The 19,825-nt window shown below is 72.2% G+C and carries 17 protein-coding genes; 13 read left to right on the top strand and 4 right to left on the bottom strand.

Annotation, left to right across the window (positions count from 1 at the left end; genetic code table 11):
• Positions 1-35 precede the first annotated feature (35 nt).
• On the bottom strand, positions 36-554 hold the full coding sequence (locus tag NR072_RS00535) for a ferritin (RefSeq protein WP_041105037.1): 519 nt from the start codon (positions 552-554) through the stop codon (positions 36-38).
• A gap of 129 nt (positions 555-683) precedes the next feature.
• Here NR072_RS00535 and NR072_RS00530 point away from each other — a divergent pair, with 129 nt between their 5' ends.
• Positions 684-1,223, top strand: a complete 540-nt coding sequence (locus tag NR072_RS00530; RefSeq protein ID WP_041105039.1) for a PACE efflux transporter — start codon at positions 684-686, stop codon at positions 1,221-1,223.
• 24 nt (positions 1,224-1,247) lie between these two features.
• Here NR072_RS00530 and NR072_RS00525 read toward each other — a convergent pair whose 3' ends face one another.
• Positions 1,248-2,150: a patatin family protein gene (locus tag NR072_RS00525; protein ID WP_041105041.1), complete on the bottom strand. Its 903-nt coding sequence runs from the start codon at positions 2,148-2,150 to the stop codon at positions 1,248-1,250.
• 81 nt (positions 2,151-2,231) lie between these two features.
• Between NR072_RS00525 and tpx the strand changes: the two genes are divergently transcribed.
• Positions 2,232-2,732 (top strand): thiol peroxidase, encoded by a 501-nt coding sequence (tpx, locus tag NR072_RS00520; RefSeq protein WP_044659388.1) that lies wholly within the window; start codon positions 2,232-2,234, stop codon positions 2,730-2,732.
• 2 nt (positions 2,733-2,734) lie between these two features.
• Entirely contained in the window at positions 2,735-3,916 is a 1,182-nt protein-coding gene (locus NR072_RS00515; protein ID WP_044659389.1) for a S1C family serine protease, read from the top strand.
• Between the two features lie 15 nt (positions 3,917-3,931).
• Here the strand turns inward: NR072_RS00515 and zupT are convergent, their stop codons facing one another.
• Positions 3,932-4,720 (bottom strand): zinc transporter ZupT, encoded by a 789-nt coding sequence (gene zupT, locus NR072_RS00510; RefSeq protein WP_044659390.1) that lies wholly within the window; start codon positions 4,718-4,720, stop codon positions 3,932-3,934.
• Positions 4,721-4,785: 65 nt separating this feature from the next.
• Between zupT and NR072_RS00505 the strand changes: the two genes are divergently transcribed.
• The 10 genes from NR072_RS00505 to NR072_RS00460 all read left to right on the top strand — a co-directional run bounded on the left by NR072_RS00505 (position 4,786) and on the right by NR072_RS00460 (position 18,661).
• Positions 4,786-6,264 (top strand): NAD(P)/FAD-dependent oxidoreductase, encoded by a 1,479-nt coding sequence (locus NR072_RS00505; protein ID WP_044659391.1) that lies wholly within the window; start codon positions 4,786-4,788, stop codon positions 6,262-6,264.
• A 251-nt stretch (positions 6,265-6,515) separates the two neighbouring features.
• Positions 6,516-8,372, top strand: coding sequence for an ABC transporter family substrate-binding protein (locus NR072_RS00500; RefSeq protein ID WP_044659392.1), 1,857 nt, complete (start codon positions 6,516-6,518; stop codon positions 8,370-8,372).
• Positions 8,373-8,534: 162 nt separating this feature from the next.
• Positions 8,535-10,055, top strand: coding sequence for an ABC transporter permease (locus NR072_RS00495; RefSeq protein WP_044659393.1), 1,521 nt, complete (start codon positions 8,535-8,537; stop codon positions 10,053-10,055).
• A 5-nt stretch (positions 10,056-10,060) separates the two neighbouring features.
• Entirely contained in the window at positions 10,061-11,251 is a 1,191-nt protein-coding gene (locus NR072_RS00490) for an ABC transporter permease (protein WP_044659397.1), read from the top strand.
• A complete protein-coding gene (locus tag NR072_RS00485) occupies positions 11,248-13,128 on the top strand; it encodes an ABC transporter ATP-binding protein (protein WP_052833441.1) in 1,881 nt (626 codons plus the stop codon). Before NR072_RS00490 ends, NR072_RS00485 begins: the two co-directional genes overlap by 4 nt.
• Positions 13,129-13,276: 148 nt before the next feature.
• Positions 13,277-15,187 carry a translational GTPase TypA gene (gene typA / locus NR072_RS00480; protein ID WP_002855163.1) on the top strand — a complete coding sequence of 637 codons (1,911 nt, stop codon included), beginning with the start codon at positions 13,277-13,279 and terminating at the stop codon, positions 15,185-15,187.
• Positions 15,180-15,746, top strand: a complete 567-nt coding sequence (locus tag NR072_RS00475; protein WP_135019381.1) for a hypothetical protein — start codon at positions 15,180-15,182, stop codon at positions 15,744-15,746. Before typA ends, NR072_RS00475 begins: the two co-directional genes overlap by 8 nt.
• Positions 15,743-16,069 carry a ferredoxin gene (fdxA, locus tag NR072_RS00470; protein ID WP_002855160.1) on the top strand — a complete coding sequence of 109 codons (327 nt, stop codon included), beginning with the start codon at positions 15,743-15,745 and terminating at the stop codon, positions 16,067-16,069. Before NR072_RS00475 ends, fdxA begins: the two co-directional genes overlap by 4 nt.
• 5 nt (positions 16,070-16,074) lie before the next feature.
• On the top strand, positions 16,075-17,226 hold the full coding sequence (gene dapC / locus NR072_RS00465; RefSeq protein ID WP_144825243.1) for a succinyldiaminopimelate transaminase: 1,152 nt from the start codon (positions 16,075-16,077) through the stop codon (positions 17,224-17,226).
• A gap of 148 nt (positions 17,227-17,374) precedes the next feature.
• Positions 17,375-18,661, top strand: coding sequence for a citrate synthase (locus tag NR072_RS00460; protein ID WP_073117070.1), 1,287 nt, complete (start codon positions 17,375-17,377; stop codon positions 18,659-18,661).
• A 96-nt stretch (positions 18,662-18,757) separates the two neighbouring features.
• Here the strand turns inward: NR072_RS00460 and NR072_RS00455 are convergent, their stop codons facing one another.
• Positions 18,758-19,753, bottom strand: coding sequence for an endonuclease domain-containing protein (locus tag NR072_RS00455; RefSeq protein WP_256835757.1), 996 nt, complete (start codon positions 19,751-19,753; stop codon positions 18,758-18,760).
• Between the last annotated feature and the right edge of the window lie 72 nt (positions 19,754-19,825).

Below are 19,825 nucleotides of genomic sequence, written 5' to 3'. Positions count from 1 at the left end.
CGGTGCGTGCGCGGCCGACGAGGCCGCCGGTGGGCTCAGGCGTCGTTCTCGGTGGTCTCCACGGGACGGGAGCCCAGGCGGCCGTCGATGCGGAGCAGGCCCGAGCCGTCATCGCCGACGAGCTCGAGCTGGCCCACGATCTCGGAGACGGTGGCCTCCTCCTCGATCTGCTCGTCCAGGAACCAGTTCAGCAGCGGGCGCGAGTTGAGGTCGCCCGCGGACTCGGTGGCCCGGTACAGCTCGCGGATCGCCTCGGAGACCTTCTGCTCGTGCGCGAGCGCGGCCCGGAAGATCTCCAGGGCCGACAGGCCGGCCTGCACGGGCGGGGCCGGGATGGCGCCGATCGTCGGGAAGCTGTCCCGGTCGGCGACGTGGTCGATGAACTTGTTCGCGTGGACGATCTCCTCGTCCGCCTGGTGCCGCAGCCACGCGGCCATCCCGGACAGGTCCAGGTCGTCGGCGGCGATCGCGAGCTGGCGGTAGACCATGGACGCCTCGAACTCGAGGGTGATCTGTTCGTTGAACTTCTGCAGCAGGTCATCGGTGAGCTTCATGCCTCGAACTCTAGGCAGGCGGCCGGGGCGCGGTGAAGGCGCGCCCGCCCCTCATCGAGGAGCGACGACGGCGGGCGGCCGGTTCCGCCGGATTCGGCGCCCCGCGGTGCCAGCCCTAGGCTGGGCGCCGTGTCCGAGACCCGCCGCGCCCGCCCGGGCGTCGACCCCGTGTCGACGCCGCCCTCCGACGTGCCGCGGGGCCCGGGGGGCCGGGACGCGCTCGTGCGCCGCCGCGTGTTCCGGACGCCCCTGCTGCGCCGCGTGGTCTACGCGGTGGTCTTCGAGCTGCTCGCCATCCTCTTCACCACCGTGATCCTGGCGGCGCTCGGCAACGGCGGCGGGCCCTCGCTCGCCGTGGCGGTCGTGTCCTCGACCGTGGCCCTGCTGTGGAACATCGTGTTCAACTCGGTGTTCGAGACCCTCGAACGCCGCCTCGGGATCACGGGCCGGCCCTGGTGGGTGCGCGTGGCCCACGCCGTCGGCTTCGAGGGCGGGCTGATCGTGTTCCTCGTGCCCGCGGTGGCGCTGATCCTCGGCATCGGGCTGGGGGAGGCGTTCCTCATCGAGGCCGGCCTGCTCGTGTTCTTCCTCGTCTACGCCGCGGTGTACGCCTATGCGTTCGACTCGGTGTTCGGCCTGCCGGACTCGGCCGCCCGCGCCGAGGCCTGACCCGCCGCTCGGAGCAGGCGCGGCTCAGCGGGACGCCGGCAGCCCCAGGAACGCGCGGATCGCGGGCATCTCGCGGCGCACCTGGTCCAGGCCGAGCTCGTGGGCGGCGGCCAGCTTGGCCACGGACCGCTCGCCGTTGGCGATGGGCATGGTCTCGGGCACGAACAGATAGGCCCGTCCCTGCCGCTCCATCTCGAACAGGCGCTCGCGGGTGGCGTTGTACCGGCGCCAGCGCGTGAGCAGCGCGTCCGCGACGGCGGGGTAGCGCCGGAAGGTGCGCTGATAGAACGAGGGGAACCGCTCGGGCCGCTTCACGTACCCGCGCTCCCGGGTCAGGACCACGAGGACCTTCTCGAACCCCGCGTCCTCCGCCGCGGTCAGCGGGATCCCGCCGTCCACGCCGAGGGCGCCGTCCACGAACACGGTGCCCTCGGCGTGCACGGGGGGCATGAGGACCGGCATCGTGGACGACGCGCGGACGCGGACCATCAGGTCGGTCAGGGTGGTCATGTCGGAGCGGTCCCACCAGCGGGTCTCGCCGCTCGCGGCGTCGAACCCGCCCAGCACGAGCCGGGCGGGGTTCGCGCGGAACGTGGCGAAGTCGTAGGGCAGGTCCGCCTCGGGCAGGCCGGCGTGCTCGTAGATGTACTCGGCGTTGAACAGGCCCTTGCCGCGCACGAAGCTCAGCCAGTTGCCGAACCGAGGATCGTCGGCGAAGTCCACGAACGAGCGCCGCGCACGGGCCGGGTCGCGGGACAGGTAGTTCACGGCGTTGGACGAGCCCGCCGAGATGCCGGCCACGAAGTCCACGTGGATCCGCTCGCGCAGCAGTTCCGCCACCACGGCCGAGGTGAGCGCGGCGCGCATGCCCCCGCCCTCGAACAGCAGGGCCGTGTCGGTGACGTTGGACGTCATGGGCTCGGTCATGGTCGGTCCCTCCGTGTTCGCCGTCCGCCGAGCCGGGCGGGGAGTGCTCCCGTCCGGCCGCGCCCATCCTAGGCTGTCCCCATGGCGACGACCCACATGAAGAGCACCCCCGTCCACACCGTCGGTGAGCTGCCCCAGGTGGGTTCCCCCGCCCCCGACTTCACCCTCACCGGGGCGGACCTGTCCCCGGTGACCCTGCGGGAGCTGCGCGGCCGCCGCGTGATCCTGAACATCTTCCCGTCCCTGGACACCGGCGTGTGCGCCGCCTCCGTCCGCGAGTTCGACTCCCGCGTCGCGGACCTCGGGGACACCACCGTCGTGGCCGTGTCCGCGGACCTGCCGTTCGCCGCCGCGCGCTTCTGCTCGGTCGAGGGCATCGACCACGTCCGCAGCGGCTCTGTGTTCCGCTCGTCGTTCGGCGGCGACTACGGCGTGCGCATGACCGACGGTCCGCTCGAGGGCCTGCTGGCCCGCGCCGTCGTCGTGGTCGATGCCGACGGCGTGGTCCGTCATGCCCAGCTCGTCCCCGAGATCTCCGAGGAGCCGGACTACGAGGCCGCCCTGGCGGCCGCCCGGGGCTGAGCGTGACGCCGCCGGGCTGGCCGCCGCGCGCACGACGCTCGCCCCTGGCGTTCGTCATCGCGCTGTTCGGCGTGCTCGGGGCGCTGGTCCTGGCGGGGGGCCTCACCGCGCTCCTCGCCGGCCGGATGGTCGACGTCGCCGCGGACTCCGCCCCGACCGTGCCCGCCGCCGAGGCCCCGGCACGGGAGGCGGGCGAGCTCGCGGCGGGCCTGACCCACGTCCACGACGGCGTGACGGTGGACTGGTCCGCATCGGCCCACGACGGCTCGTCCCTGGACCCGGGCCAGCCGGTCGCGGACGCCCCGGGCATCCTCCTCGTGGAGACCGCCCTCGGCGCCCGCACCGGCACGGGGACCGGCATGGTGCTCTCCCCGGACGGGCTGGCGGTGACCAACTACCACGTGGTCGAGGACTCCTCGGAGGTGCACGTGGTGGTCGCGGACACCGGCGCGCGGCACACGGCCACGGTGCTCGGGCGCGATGCCGAGCACGACATCGCGGTGCTCGACGTCGAGGGCGTCTCAGACCTGCCGGTGGCCAGCGTCTCGCTGGACCCGGTGCGGCGCGGGGACCAGGTGGCCGCCGTCGGCAACGGCGGAGGCCAGGGTTATCTGACGGCCGTGCGCGGCACCGTGCTCGGCACGGACCGCTCGATCATGGCCGCGGCCGAGGGCACCGATCAGTACGCGCGCCTGTCCGGCCTGATCCAGACGGACGCGGACGTCGTGCCCGGCTACTCCGGCGGCCCGGTGGTGGACGACGCCGGCCAGGTGGTCGGCGTGACCGTGGCAGCCAGCGACGGGACCACCGCAGACGAGGTGGACGGCTTCGCGATCCCGCTGGAGGTGGCCTTCGACGTGGCGGACCAGGTCCTCTCGGGCGAGGAGACGGACACCGTGAGCATCGGTGCGGACGGCGCCCTGGGCATCATGGTCGGCGCGGATCCCGACGTCGGCGTCGTGGTCATGCAGGTGGACGCGGGCTCCGCCGCCGAGCAGATCGGCCTGGTCGAGGGCGATGTCATCCTCGAGATCGAGGGGCGGACCGTCGGCGACGACGCCTCCCGGATGTCCCGCCTGGTCAACGACCACAACGTGGGGGACCGGATCACCGTCCAGTGGCGCACCGCCGACGGCGAGGTGCGCGAGGCCGAGGCGGTCCTGCAGCCGGCCCTCGTGAACTGACCGGCCCCCCGGCGCTCAGGAGAGCAGGTCCAGTGAGAGGGCCATCGCGGCCACGCCCAGCAGCACGCCGCCCAGCGCCGCGGCGCGGCCCCCGGCCGCCCGGGCGGCGGGCAGCAGCGCGTCGAGGCTCACGGTCACCATCACGCCCGCCACGGCCGCGAAGACGGCGGCCAGGAGCGCGGGTGTGAGGAACGGGGCCAGCAGCAGCCAGCCGATCAGCGCGCCCAGCGGCTCCGCGATCCCCGTGAACGCGGCCCACGCGAAGGCCTTGCGCCGCGATCCGGTGGCCTGCCGCACGGGCACGGCTACGGCCACGCCCTCGGGAACGTTGTGCACGGCCATCGCGACGGCCAGCGCGAGGCCCACCGACGGATCCTGCAGGGTGCCGGCGAAGGTGACGAAGCCCTCCGGCAGATTGTGCAGGCCGATCGCCAGGGCCGTCACCGTGCCCAGGCGCAGCATCCGCCGCCGGTCCAGGCCGGCCGGGTCGTCGACGTCGCCCGGCATCTCCGAGACGGGGTCGGGGACGGCGCGCTCGAGCAGCACGTAGGAGCCTGCGCCGAGGATCAGGGCGGCCACCGCGACGGCGGTCGCCGCGGGGCCGACCGCCCCGCCCAGCCCCTCGACGGCGGCCGGCAGCATCTCCAGGAAGGAGACCGCGAGCATGACGCCCGCGGCGAGGCCGAGGGCGGCCCCCAGCCCGCGGCCCGAGGGCGCGCGTCCGACGATCGCCAGGACGCCGCCCAGCACCGTGGCCAGCCCGGCGAACGTCGTGAGAGCGAGCGCGGTCCAGAACGGGTCCACGGGGGAGGGCCTCCTGACGGGCGGCGGGCGGGGTGCGACCATCCTAGGGACTACAGGAGGAGACCATGACCGAAACCGCCACCGGCCCCGGATTCGCCCTGCCCCGGGGCGTCGAGCCGGGCCGCGCCGTCGTCGTGGGCGCCGGACCCAACGGCCTGACCGCCGCCGCCCTGCTGGCCCGCGAGGGCTGGGAGGTGGACGTGTTCGAGCGGGCCCCGGTGCCCGGCGGCGCGTGCGCGTCCGCGCCGGTGCTGGGGGAGGGGACCGTGGTGGACCTCGGGGCGGCGGGCCATCCGTTCGGCGTCGCCAGCCCCGTGTTCCGGGAGCTGGGGCTGACGGACCACGGGCTCGCCTGGCTGCACCCGGCCGTGCCGATGGGACATCCGCTGCCGGACGGGCCGGCCGCCCTCCTGCACCGGGACCTCGAGGCCACCGCCGTGGGTCTCGGCGTCGACGCGCGGGCCTGGCGGGCCGTGCACGGGGCCCTGGTCGACCACGTCGACGAGATCCTGGCGGGCGCGCTCGGCCCGGTGTTGCGACCCCCGCCCCATCCGGTGGCGATGGCCCGCTTCGGCCTGCGCGCCCCGTGGCCGGCCGATCTGCTGGGCCGGGCGATGTTCCGCACGGCGGCCGCTTGCGCCCTGTTCACGGGCTCGGCGGCCCACGCGATCCTGCCCTCGAGCCGGCCCCTGACGGCGGCGTTCGGTGCGCTCTTCGGCGCGCTCGGGATGAGCTCGGGCTGGCCGGTGGCGCGCGGCGGGTCGGGGGCGATCGTCGAGTCGCTCGTGGCGGTGCTGCGGGCGCACGGCGGGCGGCTGCACCTGGGCCACGAGGTCACGGACCTGCGCGCGCTGCCCGCCGCGGACGCCGTCGTGCTGGACCTGACCCCGCGCCAGGTGCTGCGCGTCGCCGGCACGGGCCTGCCGCCGCGCTACGCCGCGGCCCTGCGCCGGTGGCGCCCCGGGCCGTCCGTGTCCAAGGTCGACTTCCTGCTCGACGGGCCGATCCCGTGGCGCGACGCCCGGCTCGCGGGCGCGGGGACGGTGCATCTGGGCGGGACCGCCGCCGAGATCCGGCGGGCCGAGGACGACGTCGCGGCCGGCCGGATGCCGGCGCGGCCCTTCGTCATGCTCTGTCAGCAGCAGGCGGCGGACCCCACACGGGCCACCGGGCCCGCCCGGGGGCACACGGTCGTCTGGTCCTACGCCCATGTGCCCCACGGCCACCCCGGCGACGTCCGTCCGCTGATCGAGGCGGAGGTGGAGCGGCACGCACCCGGCTTCCGGGACCGGATCCAGGCCGCGGTCGCGATGCGCCCGGCCGACCTGGAGGTGTGGAACCCGAACCTCGTGGGCGGCGACATCGCGGGGGGATCGCTCGCGGGAGCGCGCGCGCTCCTGCGCCCCACTGCGTCGCCCCGGCCGCACCGGGCGGGCCGGGCCGGGCTGTATCTGGCCTCCGCCTCCACCCCGCCGGGCGCCGGCGTCCATGGCATGGGCGGGGCGTGGGCCGTGCGGACTCTGTTGGCGGACCGTCGTCGCTGACCGCGCCGCCGCCCGGGCGGAGCGGCGCCGTGCCGGGGTCTGCCGGGGTGTCGGCGACCGCTGTGCGCCACGGCTGAGACTGATCCGGATCCGGACTTTCGCGAATCGGAATGTGCCCGCTACAGTGTGGTTCATCTCACGGAACGTCCCGTCTCGGCGGAACGGCCCGGGGGTCGTCTCGCACCATCGGATCCCCACAGGGATGCGGGCGCGCGACGTCCTTGCACCTCTCATGAACGGAAGCACCTTCCATGAAGTACACGAAGCTCTCCGCTGCCGCGGCCCTGGCCGCCGGCTCGGCCCTCATCCTCTCCGCGTGCGCCCCGGGCGGCGGCAACGCAGGCGAATCCAGCAACGGCTCCGGCGCCAGCCAGGGCGGCGACTCGGGCGCCGGCAACGTCATCGAAGGGGACAAGGGCCAGAAGCTCACCGCCGAGGCCTCCGGGCCGGAGATGGCCGACCTGGGCGACGTCAAGACCCAGGACGGCTCCATCGCCTACTCGGTGGGCGCCGACGACTTCCTGTCCTACAACGGCCTGCAGTCGAACACGTACACCACGTACAACTCGGCCGTCGCGGACCGCATGTTCTCGTCCTTCTGGTACTTCGGCACCGACGGCTCGATCATCCCGAACGAGGACTTCGGCACGTACGAGAAGACCTCGGACGACCCGCTGACCGTGAAGTACACCATCAGCGACGACGCCAAGTGGTCCGACGGCACCCCCGTCACCGCCGGCGACTTCATCGTGCACTGGGCCGCGAACAACGACACGGTCAAGGCCGAGGGTTCCGAGACCCCGCTGTTCGACTCGATCTCCTTCGAGCAGGGCAAGTACATCCCGGAGGCGCCCGAGGGCGAGGCCGACGGCAAGGAGTTCACCGTCACCTACCCGGAGCCCTACGCGGACTGGGAGATCCTCATCAGCACCGCGCTGCCGGCGCACATCGTCGCCAAGGAGGCGGGCATGAGCTTCGAGGAGCTCGTCACCGCTGCGAAGGAGAAGGACGTCGAGGCGCTCACCCCGGCGGCCGAGTTCTGGAACGACGGCTGGGACTTCAGCCCCGGCGAGCTGCCGGACGCCTCGCTGGTGCCCTCCATGGGCCCCTACAAGTTCAAGGACGGCGGCTGGCAGGCCGGCCAGTCCATCACTCTCGAGGCCAACCCTGAGTACTGGGGCACCCCGCCGGCCACCAAGGAGCTCGTCCTCCGCTTCGCCGACCCGAAGACCCACGTGCAGGCCCTGCAGAACGGCGACCTCGACGTCATCGAGCCGCAGGCCACCGTGGACACCCTCCAGCAGCTCGAGGGCCTCGGCGAGGACGTCAACGTCCAGACCGGTGACCAGCTGACCTGGGAGCACGTGGACTACAACCGCGGCGAGGGCTCCGTCTTCGCGGACTCCCCGGAGCTGCGCGAGGCCTTCGCCCTCTGCCTGCCCCGCCAGCAGATCGTGGACAACCTGATCAAGCCGATCTATGCGGACGCCCAGGTCATGAACCTGCGCGAGGTCTTCCCCTTCCAGGACAAGTACCAGGAGGTCGTGGACGAGGCCTACCCGAAGGAGATGGACGAGCCGAACATCGAGAAGGCGAAGGAGCTCGTCGAGAAGTCGGGCGTCTCCACGCCCACGGTCCGCCTCGGCTACCAGGCGGGCAACCAGCGTCGCACCGAGACCGTCGCGCTCATCAAGAGCTCCTGCGACCAGGCCGGCTTCGACGTGCAGGACGCCAACTCGCCGGTGTTCTTCAAGGAGGTCATGCCGGCCGGTGACTACGACGCCGCCCTCTACGCCTGGGCCGGCTCGGGCCAGAAGGCCTCCGGCGCGAACATCTACCAGTCGGACGGCGCTCAGAACCAGCAGAGCTACAACAACCCCGAGGTGGACGCGGCCTGGGACAAGCTCGCCACCTCGCTGGACGAGAACGAGCAGCTCGAGCAGGTCAAGACCATCGAGAAGCTGCTCTGGGAGGACTTCCAGGCCATCCCGCTGTACGCTCACCCGGGTCTGGTCGGCCACAAGGCCGACGTCGCCAACGTGCGCGACACCGCCGCCCAGTCGGGTGCGCTGTGGAACGTGGAGCAGTGGGTCCGCGTCCAGGAGTGACGCCCCGCTGACCTCTGACCCGGCGGTCCGCCTCCCGCGGACCGCCGGCGTCGGGATCGAGGACAGAGCCCGGCCGGGCACCGGCCGGGCTCTGGCCGTGAACCGCGGCGAACCCGCACCCCTCCCTTTCCCTTGCACTCGCACGGAAGGTCACCCCCTGTTGTGCTGAAATTCATCCTCAAGCGCCTCGGCAGCTCCCTCCTGGTGCTGTTCGGCGCGTCGATCCTGCTCTTCTTCCTCGTGGCCCACTCGGGTGACCCCCTCCAGGACCTGCGAGAGTCACAGAACCCCAACCGCGAGACCCTCATCGCCGCCCGCACCGAATTCATGGGGCTGGACCAGCCCTGGTACGCCCGGTACTGGGACTGGCTCCAGGGCATCGGCGGCTGCGTCACCGGTCAGTGCGACCTCGGCCTCAGCCGGAACGGTCAGTCCGTCGGTGACCTGCTGAGCAACGCCGCGGCCTCCACGCTGCGCCTCGTGGTGCTCGCGACCGTCCTGGCGATCATCATCGGCATCGCGATCGGCATCGTCACCGCGATCCGCCAGTACTCCGGCCTCGACTACGTGGTCACGTTCCTGATCTTCCTCTTCTTCTCGCTGCCCGTGTTCTGGGCGGCCGTGCTCCTGAAGGAGTACATGGGGATCCGGTTCAACGACTGGATCCGCAGCCCCGAGCTGAACTGGCCCCTCCTCATCGGGGTCGCCGTCCTCGCGGGCCTGGTCCTGCAGGCCGTCATGGCGGGCGACCTCAAGCGGCGCGCCTTCACGTTCGGCGCCACCGCCGCGTTCATCCTGCTCGCCGGCTGGGTGCTGTTCGCCGTCGACTTCTGGCGGCATCCGCAGATGGGCCCGGTCGTGCAGCTGGTCATCGGCCTGGCCGCCGCCGTCGGCGCCACCGCGGTGATCTCCGGTCTGCGCAACCGATCGGTCCTCAAGGCCGCCCTGGTCACGGCCGCGATCGGCCTCGTCTCCTACTACGCCACCTACAGCCTGCTGTGGCGGACGCCGTCCGCGCTGCTGCTGGCCGGCCTCGGCGTCATCCTCGTGCTGGTGGCCATCCTGGTGGGCCGCCTGCTCGGCGGCTTCTCCAAGGGCTCGGCCGTGTCCGCCTCGCTGGTGACCGCCCTGATCATGGGCGTGGCGATCGTGGCGGAGCACCTGATGAACTACTGGCCGACCTTCCTGAAGGTCAAGCCGCGCCCGATCTCCACGATCGGCTCGGGCACCCCGAACCTGGACGCCCACTTCTGGGTGGTGTTCCTGGACCGCGGTGCGCAGCTGCTGCTGCCCACCATCCTGCTGACCATCATCTCGGTGGCCACGTACTCGCGGTATACGCGCTCCTCCATGCTCGAGGTCTCGCGCCAGGACTACATCCGCACCGCGCGCGCCAAGGGCCTGCCGGAGCGCCAGGTGATCCTGAAGCATGCGTTCCGCAACTCCCTGATCCCCATCACCACGATCATGGCCTTCGACTTCGCCGGCCTGATCGGCGGCGCCGTGATCACGGAGCAGGTGTTCGGCTGGAAGGGGATGGGCGAGCTGTTCGCCACCGGCCTGCGCGACGTGGACCCCATGCCCGTGATGGCGTTCTTCCTCGTGACGGGCACCGCCGCCGTGCTGATGAACCTCGTGGCGGACGTGCTCTACGCCGTCCTCGACCCCCGGATTCGAGTGTGAGCCAGATGACCACCAACAACTCCTCGACGACGGGCGCGCAGCTCGACGAGAAGCAGATCTTCGACCTCGCGGAGGCGGAGGACGCCAAGCTCCGCGCCAAGGCCGGGAAGTCCTACTCCCAGGGTGCCCTGGTCCGCAAGCGGTTCTTCCGCCACAAGGCGGCGATGATCTCCCTGATCGTGCTGGTCTTCATCACGCTGATGGCGTTCTCCTCCATCGGCTTCGCCGGCATCCCCGGCTGGTGGGACAAGTCCTACACGGCCGCGGCGTCCGTGGTGAACGGCGGTCGCCCGACGCTCTCGGTCGTGCCGCAGGCCTTCGGGGGCGAGGGCATCCGCTGGGGCGAGCATCCCTTCGGCCAGGACACCACGGGCAAGGACTACTTCGCCCTCGTGATGCGCGGGACCCAGCAGTCCATGATCATCGCGGCCATCGTGGGCCTGCTCTCCACCGTGATCGGCGCGGTCGTCGGCGCCGTGTCCGGCTACTTCGGCGGCTGGGTCGACTCCGTGCTGATGCGCCTGACCGACCTGATCATCGTCATCCCGCTGCTCGTGCTCGCCGCGGTGCTCGGCCAGATGGCCAGCGGCATGAAGATGGGCATCCTCCCGCTCGCGGTGGTGCTCGGCCTCGTGTCCTGGACGTCCCTGGCCCGCCTCGTGCGCGGCGAGGTCCTGTCCCTGCGCGAGAAGGAGTTCGTGGCGGCCGCCGTCGCCATGGGCGCCAAGCCGGGCCGCCTGATCTTCAAGCACCTGCTGCCCAACACGATCGGCGTGATCGTCGTGAACGCGACGTTCGCCATCGCGGGCGCGGTGCTGCTGGAGACCTCGCTGTCCTTCCTCGGCTTCGGCGTGAAGGCGCCGGACTCGTCCCTGGGCCTGCTCATCTCCGACTATCAGAACGCGTTCACCACCCGTCCGTGGCTGTTCTGGTGGCCCGGCATGATCATCCTCGCGATCGCCCTGTCCGTGAACTTCCTCGGCGACGGCCTGCGCGACGCCTTCGACCCGCGCCAGGGCGCGGGCGCCCACCGCAGGCCCCGCTTCTTCGGCCGCCGCGCGGCCGCCACCGAGGCCGGTGCGACGACGGCGGGCGGTCTGGCCGCGGCCCCGACGGCCGGCCGGATCGAGGCCCCCGCGGAGGAGGCCGGCGGATCCGCACGGATCTCCGACGCGGACGAGGACGGTCAGCGATGAGCGCGAACGACAAGAAAGGCCGATCCATGTTCGGCAAGAAGAACGAGAACGACGTGACCGCCGGCGGGCAGGGCTCGCACGCGGCGTCGTCGGCCGACCTCGAGGCGCGCGGCGCCGCCGTGCCCGGCTCCTCCGGCGACGGCGGCGTGCCTCCGGGCCCCGCGACGAGCGCGATGGGCGTCGTGGCCCGCCACGACGACCTGGGCGGCGAGCCGGTGCTCGCCTTCCGCGACGTGGACGTGAAGTTCGCGACCGAGTTCGGCGAGGTGCACGCGGTCAAGGGCGTGACGTTCGACGTCAAGCCCGGCGAGGTCGTCGCCCTCGTGGGCGAGTCCGGCTCCGGCAAGTCCGTCACGAGCGCCACCGCCATGGGCCTGCTCCCGGGCAATGCGGACATCACCGGCTCCGTGCAGCTGGCCGGCCGCGACGTGCTCACCATGACCCCGGGGCAGCTGCGCGACATCCGCGGCGACGAGGTGGCGATGGTGTTCCAGGAGCCCATGACGGCCCTGAACCCCGTCCTCACCGTGGGCGACCAGCTCACGGAGGCCCTCGAACTGCACGGCATCGCCTACGGCACCGAGGCGGACAAGCGCGCCGTCGAGCTGCTCACCATGGTGGGCATCCCCGACGCCGCCACCCGGCTCAAGCAGTACCCCCACCAGTTCTCGGGCGGCCAGCGCCAGCGCATCGTCATCGCGATGGCGATCAGCTGCTCGCCGAAGGTGATCATCGCGGACGAGCCCACCACGGCGCTCGACGTGACGGTCCAGGCCGAGATCCTGGAGCTGCTGCGCTCCCTGAAGAACAAGATGAACACCGGCATCCTGCTCATCACGCACAACATGGGCGTGGTGGCGGACATGGCGGACCGGGTGTGCGTGATGCTCCACGGCGAGCTCGTGGAGCAGGGCTCGGTGCACCAGGTGCTCCAGCACGCCCGGCACCCGTACACCCAGAAGCTGCTCTCGGCGGTGCCGCGCCTCGGCGAGCCCCTCGAGGTGGCAGAGCCGGAGCCGGTCACGGCCACGCAGACGCAGGCCCGGTACGCGATCGAGGCGGAGAACCTCCACCTCGAGTACGACCACCGCGGCAAGAAGAACCGCGTGGTCCACGACGTCAGCTTCCAGGTGGCCCCGGGCGAGATCCTGGGCCTGGTGGGCGAGTCCGGCTCGGGCAAGTCCACCATCGCCAAGTCGGTCCTCGGCCTGCTCACCATCGCGGAGGGCTCGCTGCGCATCCAGGGCCACGACCTGGCGACGATGCCCAAGGCCGAGCAGCGCGCCCTGCGCAAGAACATCGGCGTGGTCTTCCAGGACCCGGCGGCCTCGCTGGACCCGCGGTTCCCGATCGGCGACATCATCACCGAGCCGATGGTCGTGCACAAGGTGGGGGACCGGCGCTCGCGCCTGGCCCGCGCCGAGGAGCTGCTGGACGCGGTGCGTCTGCCGCGCTCCGTGGTGAACCGGTACCCGCACGAGCTCTCCGGCGGTCAGCGCCAGCGCATCTCGATCGCCCGCGCCCTGACCCTGGACCCCCAGGTGCTCATCGCGGACGAGCCGACCTCGGCCCTCGACGTGTCCGTCCAGGCCGCCGTGCTGGACATGTTCGCGGAGCTGCAGCAGCGCTACGAGTTCGCGTGCCTGTTCGTGTCCCACGACCTCGCGGTGGTGGATATGCTGGCCCACAAGGTGCTCGTCCTCAAGGACGGCCGCCAGGTGGAGCAGGGCCCCACGGAGGAGGTGCTCCACCGTCCGAAGGAGGAGTACACCCGTCGCCTCCTGGCGGCGGCGCCCGTGCCGGACCCGGACCAGCAGGCGGAGCGTCGCCAGGAGCGCCGCGAGTTCCTCGCCTCCCTCGGCGAGGGCGTCTACTGACCGCGCGGGTCGGCGGCGGGCGCGTCCCGCCGCCGACCCCGGGCCCACCGGCCCGCCTGTCCACGGCGGCCCCTGCGCGTACAATCGCACGGGGGCCGCCGTCGTCGTGCGCCTCCACCCCTTTGATGTCGAACCGGACAGGACGCCCATGACCTCGACCGAAACCCGCCGCTCCGATCTGCGCAACGTGGCCATCGTGGCCCACGTGGACCATGGCAAGACCACGATGGTGGACGCCATGCTGCGCCAGACCGGTGCCTTCAACACGCACGGCGACGTCGCCGAGCGGGTCATGGACTCCGGGGACCTGGAGAAGGAGAAGGGGATCACGATCCTCGCCAAGAACACCACGGTGTTCTACTCCGGCCCGTCCGCCCCCGAGGGCGAGACCGTCACCATCAACGTGATCGACACCCCCGGCCACGCCGACTTCGGCGGCGAGGTGGAGCGCGGCCTGTCCATGGTGGACGGCGTCGTGCTGCTCGTGGACTCCTCCGAGGGCCCGCTGCCCCAGACCCGCTTCGTGCTCCGCAAGGCCCTCGCCGCCAAGCTGCCCGTGATCCTCGTGGTCAACAAGACGGACCGCCCGGACGCGCGCATCGACGGGGTCGTCTCCGACTCCATGGACCTGCTGCTCGGCCTGGCCTCGGACCTGGCCGAGGAGGATCCGGACCTGGACCTCGACTCGGTGCTGGACGTCCCCGTCGTCTACGCCTCGGGCAAGGCCGGCCGCGCCTCCCTGACCCAGCCCGCCGACGGCGCCCTGCCGGAGGCCGAGGACCTCGAGGCCCTCTTCAACGTGATCATGGAGCACATCCCGGCCCCGTCCTACACCGAGGGCGAGGTCCTCCAGGCGCACGTCACCAACCTGGACGCCTCCCCGTTCCTCGGCCGCCTCGCGCTGCTGCGCATCTTCAACGGCACCCTCCGCAAGGGCCAGCAGGTCGCGTGGGCCCGCCAGGACGGCGCCCTGAAGACCGTGAAGATCACCGAGCTGCTGGCCACCAAGGGCCTCGAGCGCGTGCCCGCGGAGGAGGCCGGCCCGGGCGAGATCGTCGCCGTCGCCGGCATCGAGGACATCATGATCGGCGAGACCCTCACCGACGCGGAGAACCCGAAGCCGCTGCCGCTGATCACGGTGGACGACCCGGCCATCTCCATGACCGTGGGCATCAACACCTCCCCGCTGGCCGGCCGCGTCAAGGGCGCCAAGGTCACAGCGCGCCAGGTGAAGGACCGCCTGGACAAGGAGCTGATCGGCAACGTCTCGCTCAAGGTGCTCCCCACCGAACGCCCGGACGCGTGGGAGGTGCAGGGCCGCGGCGAGCTCGCCCTGGCTATCCTCGTGGAGCAGATGCGCCGCGAGGGCTTCGAGCTCACCGTGGGCAAGCCGCAGGTGGTCACCCGGACCGTGGACGGCAAGGTCCACGAGCCGATGGAGCGCATGACCATCGACATCCCCGAGGAGTTCATGGGCGCGGTCACGCAGCTCATGGCCGCCCGCAAGGGCCGCATGCAGGAGATGTCCAACCACGGCACGGGCTGGATCCGCATGGAGTTCCTGGTCCCGGCCCGCGGCCTGATCGGCTTCCGCACCCGCTTCCTCACCGAGACCCGCGGCGCGGGCATCGCCTCCTCCTACGCGGCCGGCTACGAGCCGTGGACCGGTGAGATCGAGTACCGCACCAACGGCTCCCTCGTGGCCGACCGGGCGGGCTCCGCCACGCCGTTCGCCATGATCAACCTGCAGGAGCGCGGCACCTTCTTCGTGCAGCCCGGCGCCGAGGTGTACGAGGGCATGATCGTGGGCGAGAACTCGCGCGCCGACGACATGGACGTGAACATCACCAAGGAGAAGAAGCTCACCAACATGCGTGCGGCCTCCTCCGAGTCGTTCGAGGGCCTGACGCCCCCGCGCCGGCTCACCCTTGAGGAGTCCCTCGAGTTCGCCCGCGAGGACGAGTGCGTGGAGATCACCCCCGAGGACATCCGCATCCGCAAGGTCGTCCTGGACGCCAATGAGCGCCTGAAGGCCGCGCGCGCCCGCGCCCGTGCCTGAGCGTCCCCGCCGCCGCGCCCGGCCCGCCGACGTGGTGGGCGGGGCGTTGCTCGGCGTCGTCGCCGGCGCGCTCGGCACCGCCGTCCATCTGAACCTGGCCTCCCTGCCGGGCGGCTGGACCCTGCCCTGGGGTGCGGTGCTGGCGCTTGTGCTCGTGGGCTCGACACAGCGCTGGTGGATGGTCCGACGCGCGGGCCGCGGCGGGCGCGCCCTGCCGGCGGGGGCCGCGGTCGTCGCCGGCGCGTTCACCGCCGTCCTGGCCCTGCAGCGCCTGCCGGTGGACGACGCCCTGGGGTTGTCCTGGACGGCCGGCCTGTGGGCGGCGGCGCCGGGCGCCGTCGTCGCCTCCGTGGCCTGGAACGTCGGCCAGCCGGCGCTCGGCCTGGTCCTGCTGGCCGCGGGCCGGCGGCTGGACCGCCGACCCGCGGAGGCCGCCGAGGCCGCCACGCGCCCCTGCCGGGCCACTGTGACCGCCCGCGAAACGCGTCCGGGGGAGCGAGTACCCTGGACCGCAGCCCCGCAACCCCGTGCCCAGAGAGAGGTGGACGGTCAGCCATGACCTACGTGATCGCGTTGCCGTGTGTGGACGTCAAGGACAAGGCGTGCATCGACGAATGCCCCGTGGACTGCATCTACGAGGGTGAGCGCATGCTCTACATCCACCCGGACGAATGCGTCGACTGCGGTGCGTGCGAGCCGGTGTGCCCCGTCGAGGCCATCTACTACGAGGACGACACCCCCGACGAGTGGGCCGAGTACTACAAGGCCAACGTCGAGTTCTTCGACGACCTGGGCTCCCCGGGCGGGGCCGCCAAGCTGGGCATGATCGCCAAGGACCACCCGATCATCTCCGCCCTGCCCCTGCAGAACGCCGACGCCTGAGCCCCATGCTGACGCTGCCGGACTACCCGTGGGACACGCTCACCCCCTACCGTGAGCGTGCCGCCGCCCACCCGGACGGCGTCGCGGACCTGTCCATCGGAACGCCGGTGGATCCGACGCCGGCGCTGATCCGCCGGGCCCTGACCGAGGCCGCCGACGCGCACGGCTACCCGACGACGCACGGCACGGACGCCCTGCGTCGCGCCGTCGTCGACTGGTACGCCCGGCGCCGCGGGGTGCCCGGGCTGGACCCGGCGGCCGTGGTGCCCACGGTCGGGTCGAAGGAGTTCATCGCGTGGCTGCCCACGCTGCTCGGGCTCGGCGCAGGCGACGTCGTCGTCCACCCCGAGGCCGCCTACCCCACCTATGCGGTGGGCGCGCTGCTGGCCGGGGCGGAGGCCGTGGCCGCGGACGACCTCGACGCGCTGGCGCCCGAGGTGCGTGAGCGGGTGCGCCTCGTGTGGACCAACTCGCCGGCCAACCCCACCGGCGCCGTGCTGGACGCGGCGGCGCTGCGCCGCACGGTCGACGCCGCCCGTGCCGTGGGCGCCGTGGTGTGCGGGGACGAGTGCTACGCCGAGCTCGGCTGGGACGCGTGGGACGGGGCCGTCGTGCCCTGCATCCTGTCCGACGAGGTCTCCGGCGGCGACCTGACGGGCCTGCTGAGCGTCTACTCGCTGTCCAAGCAGTCCAATCTCGCCGGCTACCGCGCCGCGTTCGCCGCGGGGGATCCGGAGCTCGTGGCGACCCTGGTCAACACCCGCAAGCACGCGGGCATGATCGTGCCCGCCCCGGTGCAGCACGCGATGGCCGTGGCCCTGGCCGACGACGCGCACGTCGCGGAGCAGAAGGACCGCTACCGCCGCCGTCGGGACGCGCTGCGCACCGCGCTGGAGGTCTCCGGCCACACGGTGGACCACTCCGAGGCGGGGCTGTACCTGTGGACCCGGCGGGCGGACCTGGACCCGGCCGACGCCACGGCGCAGGACTCGTGGGACCTGCTGGGCGAACTGGCGGACCTGGGCATCATCGCCGGGCCCGGCGTGTTCTACGGAGCCGGCGGCGACGGCTACGTCCGCGTGGCGATCACCGCCACGGACGAGGCGGTCGCCCGGGCCGCGGCGAGACTCACCGCCCGCGGGCCGCGGACCGGCTGAGCCGGGGCCGAGGGCCGTCGTCGGGGGAAGCGATCGCGCGCCCCGGGCCGGTCCTTGATAGTTTGGAGCAGAGTCGTCCCCGTGTGGGCGCGCCCACATGGGCGTGCGAACCCGGGCCATCGAGAAGACAAGACGAGGGAGCACACCCGTGACCCATCACGAGTCCGTCCGGCTGACCGTCGGCGAGCAGAGCCTGGACCTGGGCGTCGAGCACGCCACAGAGGGCAACAACGGCATCAACATCGCCCCGCTCCTGAAGGAGACCGGCGACGTCACCTACGACCCGGGCTTCATGAACACGGCGAACGCCAAGTCGGCCGTCACGTTCATCGACGGCGACCAGGGCATCCTGCGCTACCGCGGCTACGCCATCGAGGACCTCGCCGAGCACTCCTCGTTCATGGAGGTGGCCTACCTGCTGATCTACGGTGAGCTGCCCGAGTCCAAGGAGACCCTGGAGGCCTGGGAGACCAACATCCTGCGCCACAACATGGTGCACGAGGACCTCAAGCTGTTCTTCAACGGCTTCCCGCGGGACGCGCACCCCATGCCGGTGCTGTCCTCCTCCGTGTCCGGGCTGTCCACGTTCTACCCGGACTCCCTGGACCCGCACGATCCGGAGCAGGTCCACATCTCCACCGTGCGTCTGCTGGGCAAGCTGCCGGTGCTGGCCTCCTACGCGTTCAAGAAGTCACTGGGCCAGCCGTTCATGTACCCGCACAACTCGCTGAACTACGTGGAGAACTTCCTCCGCCTGTGCTTCGGCGTGCCGGCCGAGGAATACGACATCGACCCGGACGTGGTCAAGGCCCTCGACCTGCTGCTCATGCTGCACGCGGACCACGAGCAGAACGCCTCCACCTCGACGGTGCGCCTGGTCGGCTCCACCCAGGCCAACCTGTTCGCCTCGGTGTCCGCCGGCATCAACGCCCTCTACGGCCCGCTGCACGGTGGCGCCAACGAGGCCGTGCTGAACATGCTCCGGAAGATCAAGTCGGAGGGCATCACGCCCGAGGACTTCATGGAGAAGGTGAAGAACAAGGAGGACGGCGTCCGCCTGATGGGCTTCGGCCACCGCGTGTACAAGAACTACGACCCGCGGGCCAAGATCATCAAGAAGACCGCCGAGGACATCCTGGGCAAGATGGGCGGCAACGACGAGCTGCTGGAGATCGCCCAGCGCCTCGAGGAGAAGGCCCTCGCCGACGACTACTTCGTGGAGCGCAAGCTCTACCCGAACGTCGACTTCTACACCGGCGTGATCTACAAGGCCATGGGCTTCCCGGAGAAGATGTTCACCGTCCTCTTCGCCCTGGGCCGCCTGCCCGGCTGGATCGCCCAGTGGCGCGAGCTCATGGAGGACCCGGCCACCAAGATCGGCCGCCCGCGCCAGATCTACGTGGGCGAGCAGCTGCGCCAGTACCCGCAGCGCTGACCCGGGGGCGCTGACCCTGCGTTGGGGGGCGGTTTCGGGTGGTATTCGGACGGAATACCACCCGAAACCGCCCCCAATGCGTTCGCCGGAGCGTCTTCATGTCGAGGCGGAGTGGCCGAGGCGGCGTCGGACCACCGCGACGACGCCACGGAAGTCCTCGCGCCCATCGGCCCAGGTGACGCGGAGCGTCGTCCAGCCGCGCGCCTGCCCGTAGCGGTCCCGGCGGGCGTCGCGCGCCTGCTGCTCCCGCGTGCGGTGCCCCGCACCGTCGTACTGCAGGGCCAGGCGCACGTGACGGTAGGCCACGTCGGCCACGGGGGAGAAGGGGTCCCCGGGCTCAATCGCGGCCTGCAGCTCCGGCTCCGGCAGCCCGCCGGCCACGAGGGCGAGGCGCAGGCGGGTCTCGGGCGGCGAGTCCGCCCCGACGCGAACGGAATCCAGCGCCTCCCGGGCGGCCGGGCGGCCATGGAAGCGTCCGGACGCGCGCAGCGCGGACCGCAGCGCGGCGATCGTGGTGGCCGGATCCGTCCGGCCCGCGGGCGTCCACGGGTGCCTGACGGCGTGGTCGCCGGCGGCCACGAGGTCCTCGAACGTCCACGGGGGCGTCAGGGAGCACAGGTCCAGCCAGGTGCGATCGACGGTGGTGACGCGCAGGCCGTGCACGTGCGTGACGAACTCGGGCGCCAGCGGCCTGCGGTGGTCCATCAGCCCGGCCCGCCGGACGCGTCGTGTCCCCCGAGCCACGGTGAGGTGCACCGGCGGGTCGGCGTCGAGCTCGCCGGTCGCCGGGTCGCGCCGCCGCCAGGCTCGCGCGGGCATCGGCAGGCCGTGCAGGTGGGCCGCGGTCTCGTGGGAGAGGACGGCATCCGGGCGTCGGCGCAGAAGCGCGGCAAGGTGATCGGGGGAGAAGCCGTGCCCGGGCTCGGGCAGGCCCAGGTCGGCCCATCCCGTGCCAGGGTGCGCCCGCTGCCGGTGGAAGCCCTGTCCGACCCGCTCCAGGTCCGACCGGCGGGCGCGGTCGGGCGGCAGCCCCAGTCGGGCCAGGTCCGTGGCCAACAGGACGGCGGGCTGGTCGGGCGGCAGAGGAGTCACGACGCGCGGCATGCACCCATCGGACGACGCCGGCGGGGCGCCCGGGGCGCGCTGGCCGCGGCACGGGGATGA

This window comes from Micrococcus sp. Mcc89, assembly GCF_024519795.1.
GTDB lineage: Bacteria > Actinomycetota > Actinomycetes > Actinomycetales > Micrococcaceae > Micrococcus > Micrococcus luteus.
This window is presented reverse-complemented; position numbering and strand designations above follow the sequence as displayed.

Excerpts from the sequence above, each read along its gene's own strand:
- NR072_RS00535 (WP_041105037.1), bottom strand. The coding sequence starts at position 554 with ATGAAGCTCACCGATGACCTGCTGCAGAAGTTCAACGAACAGATCACC.
- NR072_RS00525 (WP_041105041.1), bottom strand. The coding sequence starts at position 2,150 with ATGACCGAGCCCATGACGTCCAACGTCACCGACACGGCCCTGCTGTTC.
- tpx (WP_044659388.1), top strand. The coding sequence starts at position 2,232 with ATGGCGACGACCCACATGAAGAGCACCCCCGTCCACACCGTCGGTGAG.
- NR072_RS00505 (WP_044659391.1), top strand. The coding sequence starts at position 4,786 with ATGACCGAAACCGCCACCGGCCCCGGATTCGCCCTGCCCCGGGGCGTC.
- NR072_RS00500 (WP_044659392.1), top strand. The coding sequence starts at position 6,516 with ATGAAGTACACGAAGCTCTCCGCTGCCGCGGCCCTGGCCGCCGGCTCG.
- NR072_RS00490 (WP_044659397.1), top strand. The coding sequence starts at position 10,061 with ATGACCACCAACAACTCCTCGACGACGGGCGCGCAGCTCGACGAGAAG.
- NR072_RS00485 (WP_052833441.1), top strand. The coding sequence starts at position 11,248 with ATGAGCGCGAACGACAAGAAAGGCCGATCCATGTTCGGCAAGAAGAAC.
- typA (WP_002855163.1), top strand. The coding sequence starts at position 13,277 with ATGACCTCGACCGAAACCCGCCGCTCCGATCTGCGCAACGTGGCCATC.
- fdxA (WP_002855160.1), top strand. The coding sequence starts at position 15,743 with ATGACCTACGTGATCGCGTTGCCGTGTGTGGACGTCAAGGACAAGGCG.
- dapC (WP_144825243.1), top strand. The coding sequence starts at position 16,075 with ATGCTGACGCTGCCGGACTACCCGTGGGACACGCTCACCCCCTACCGT.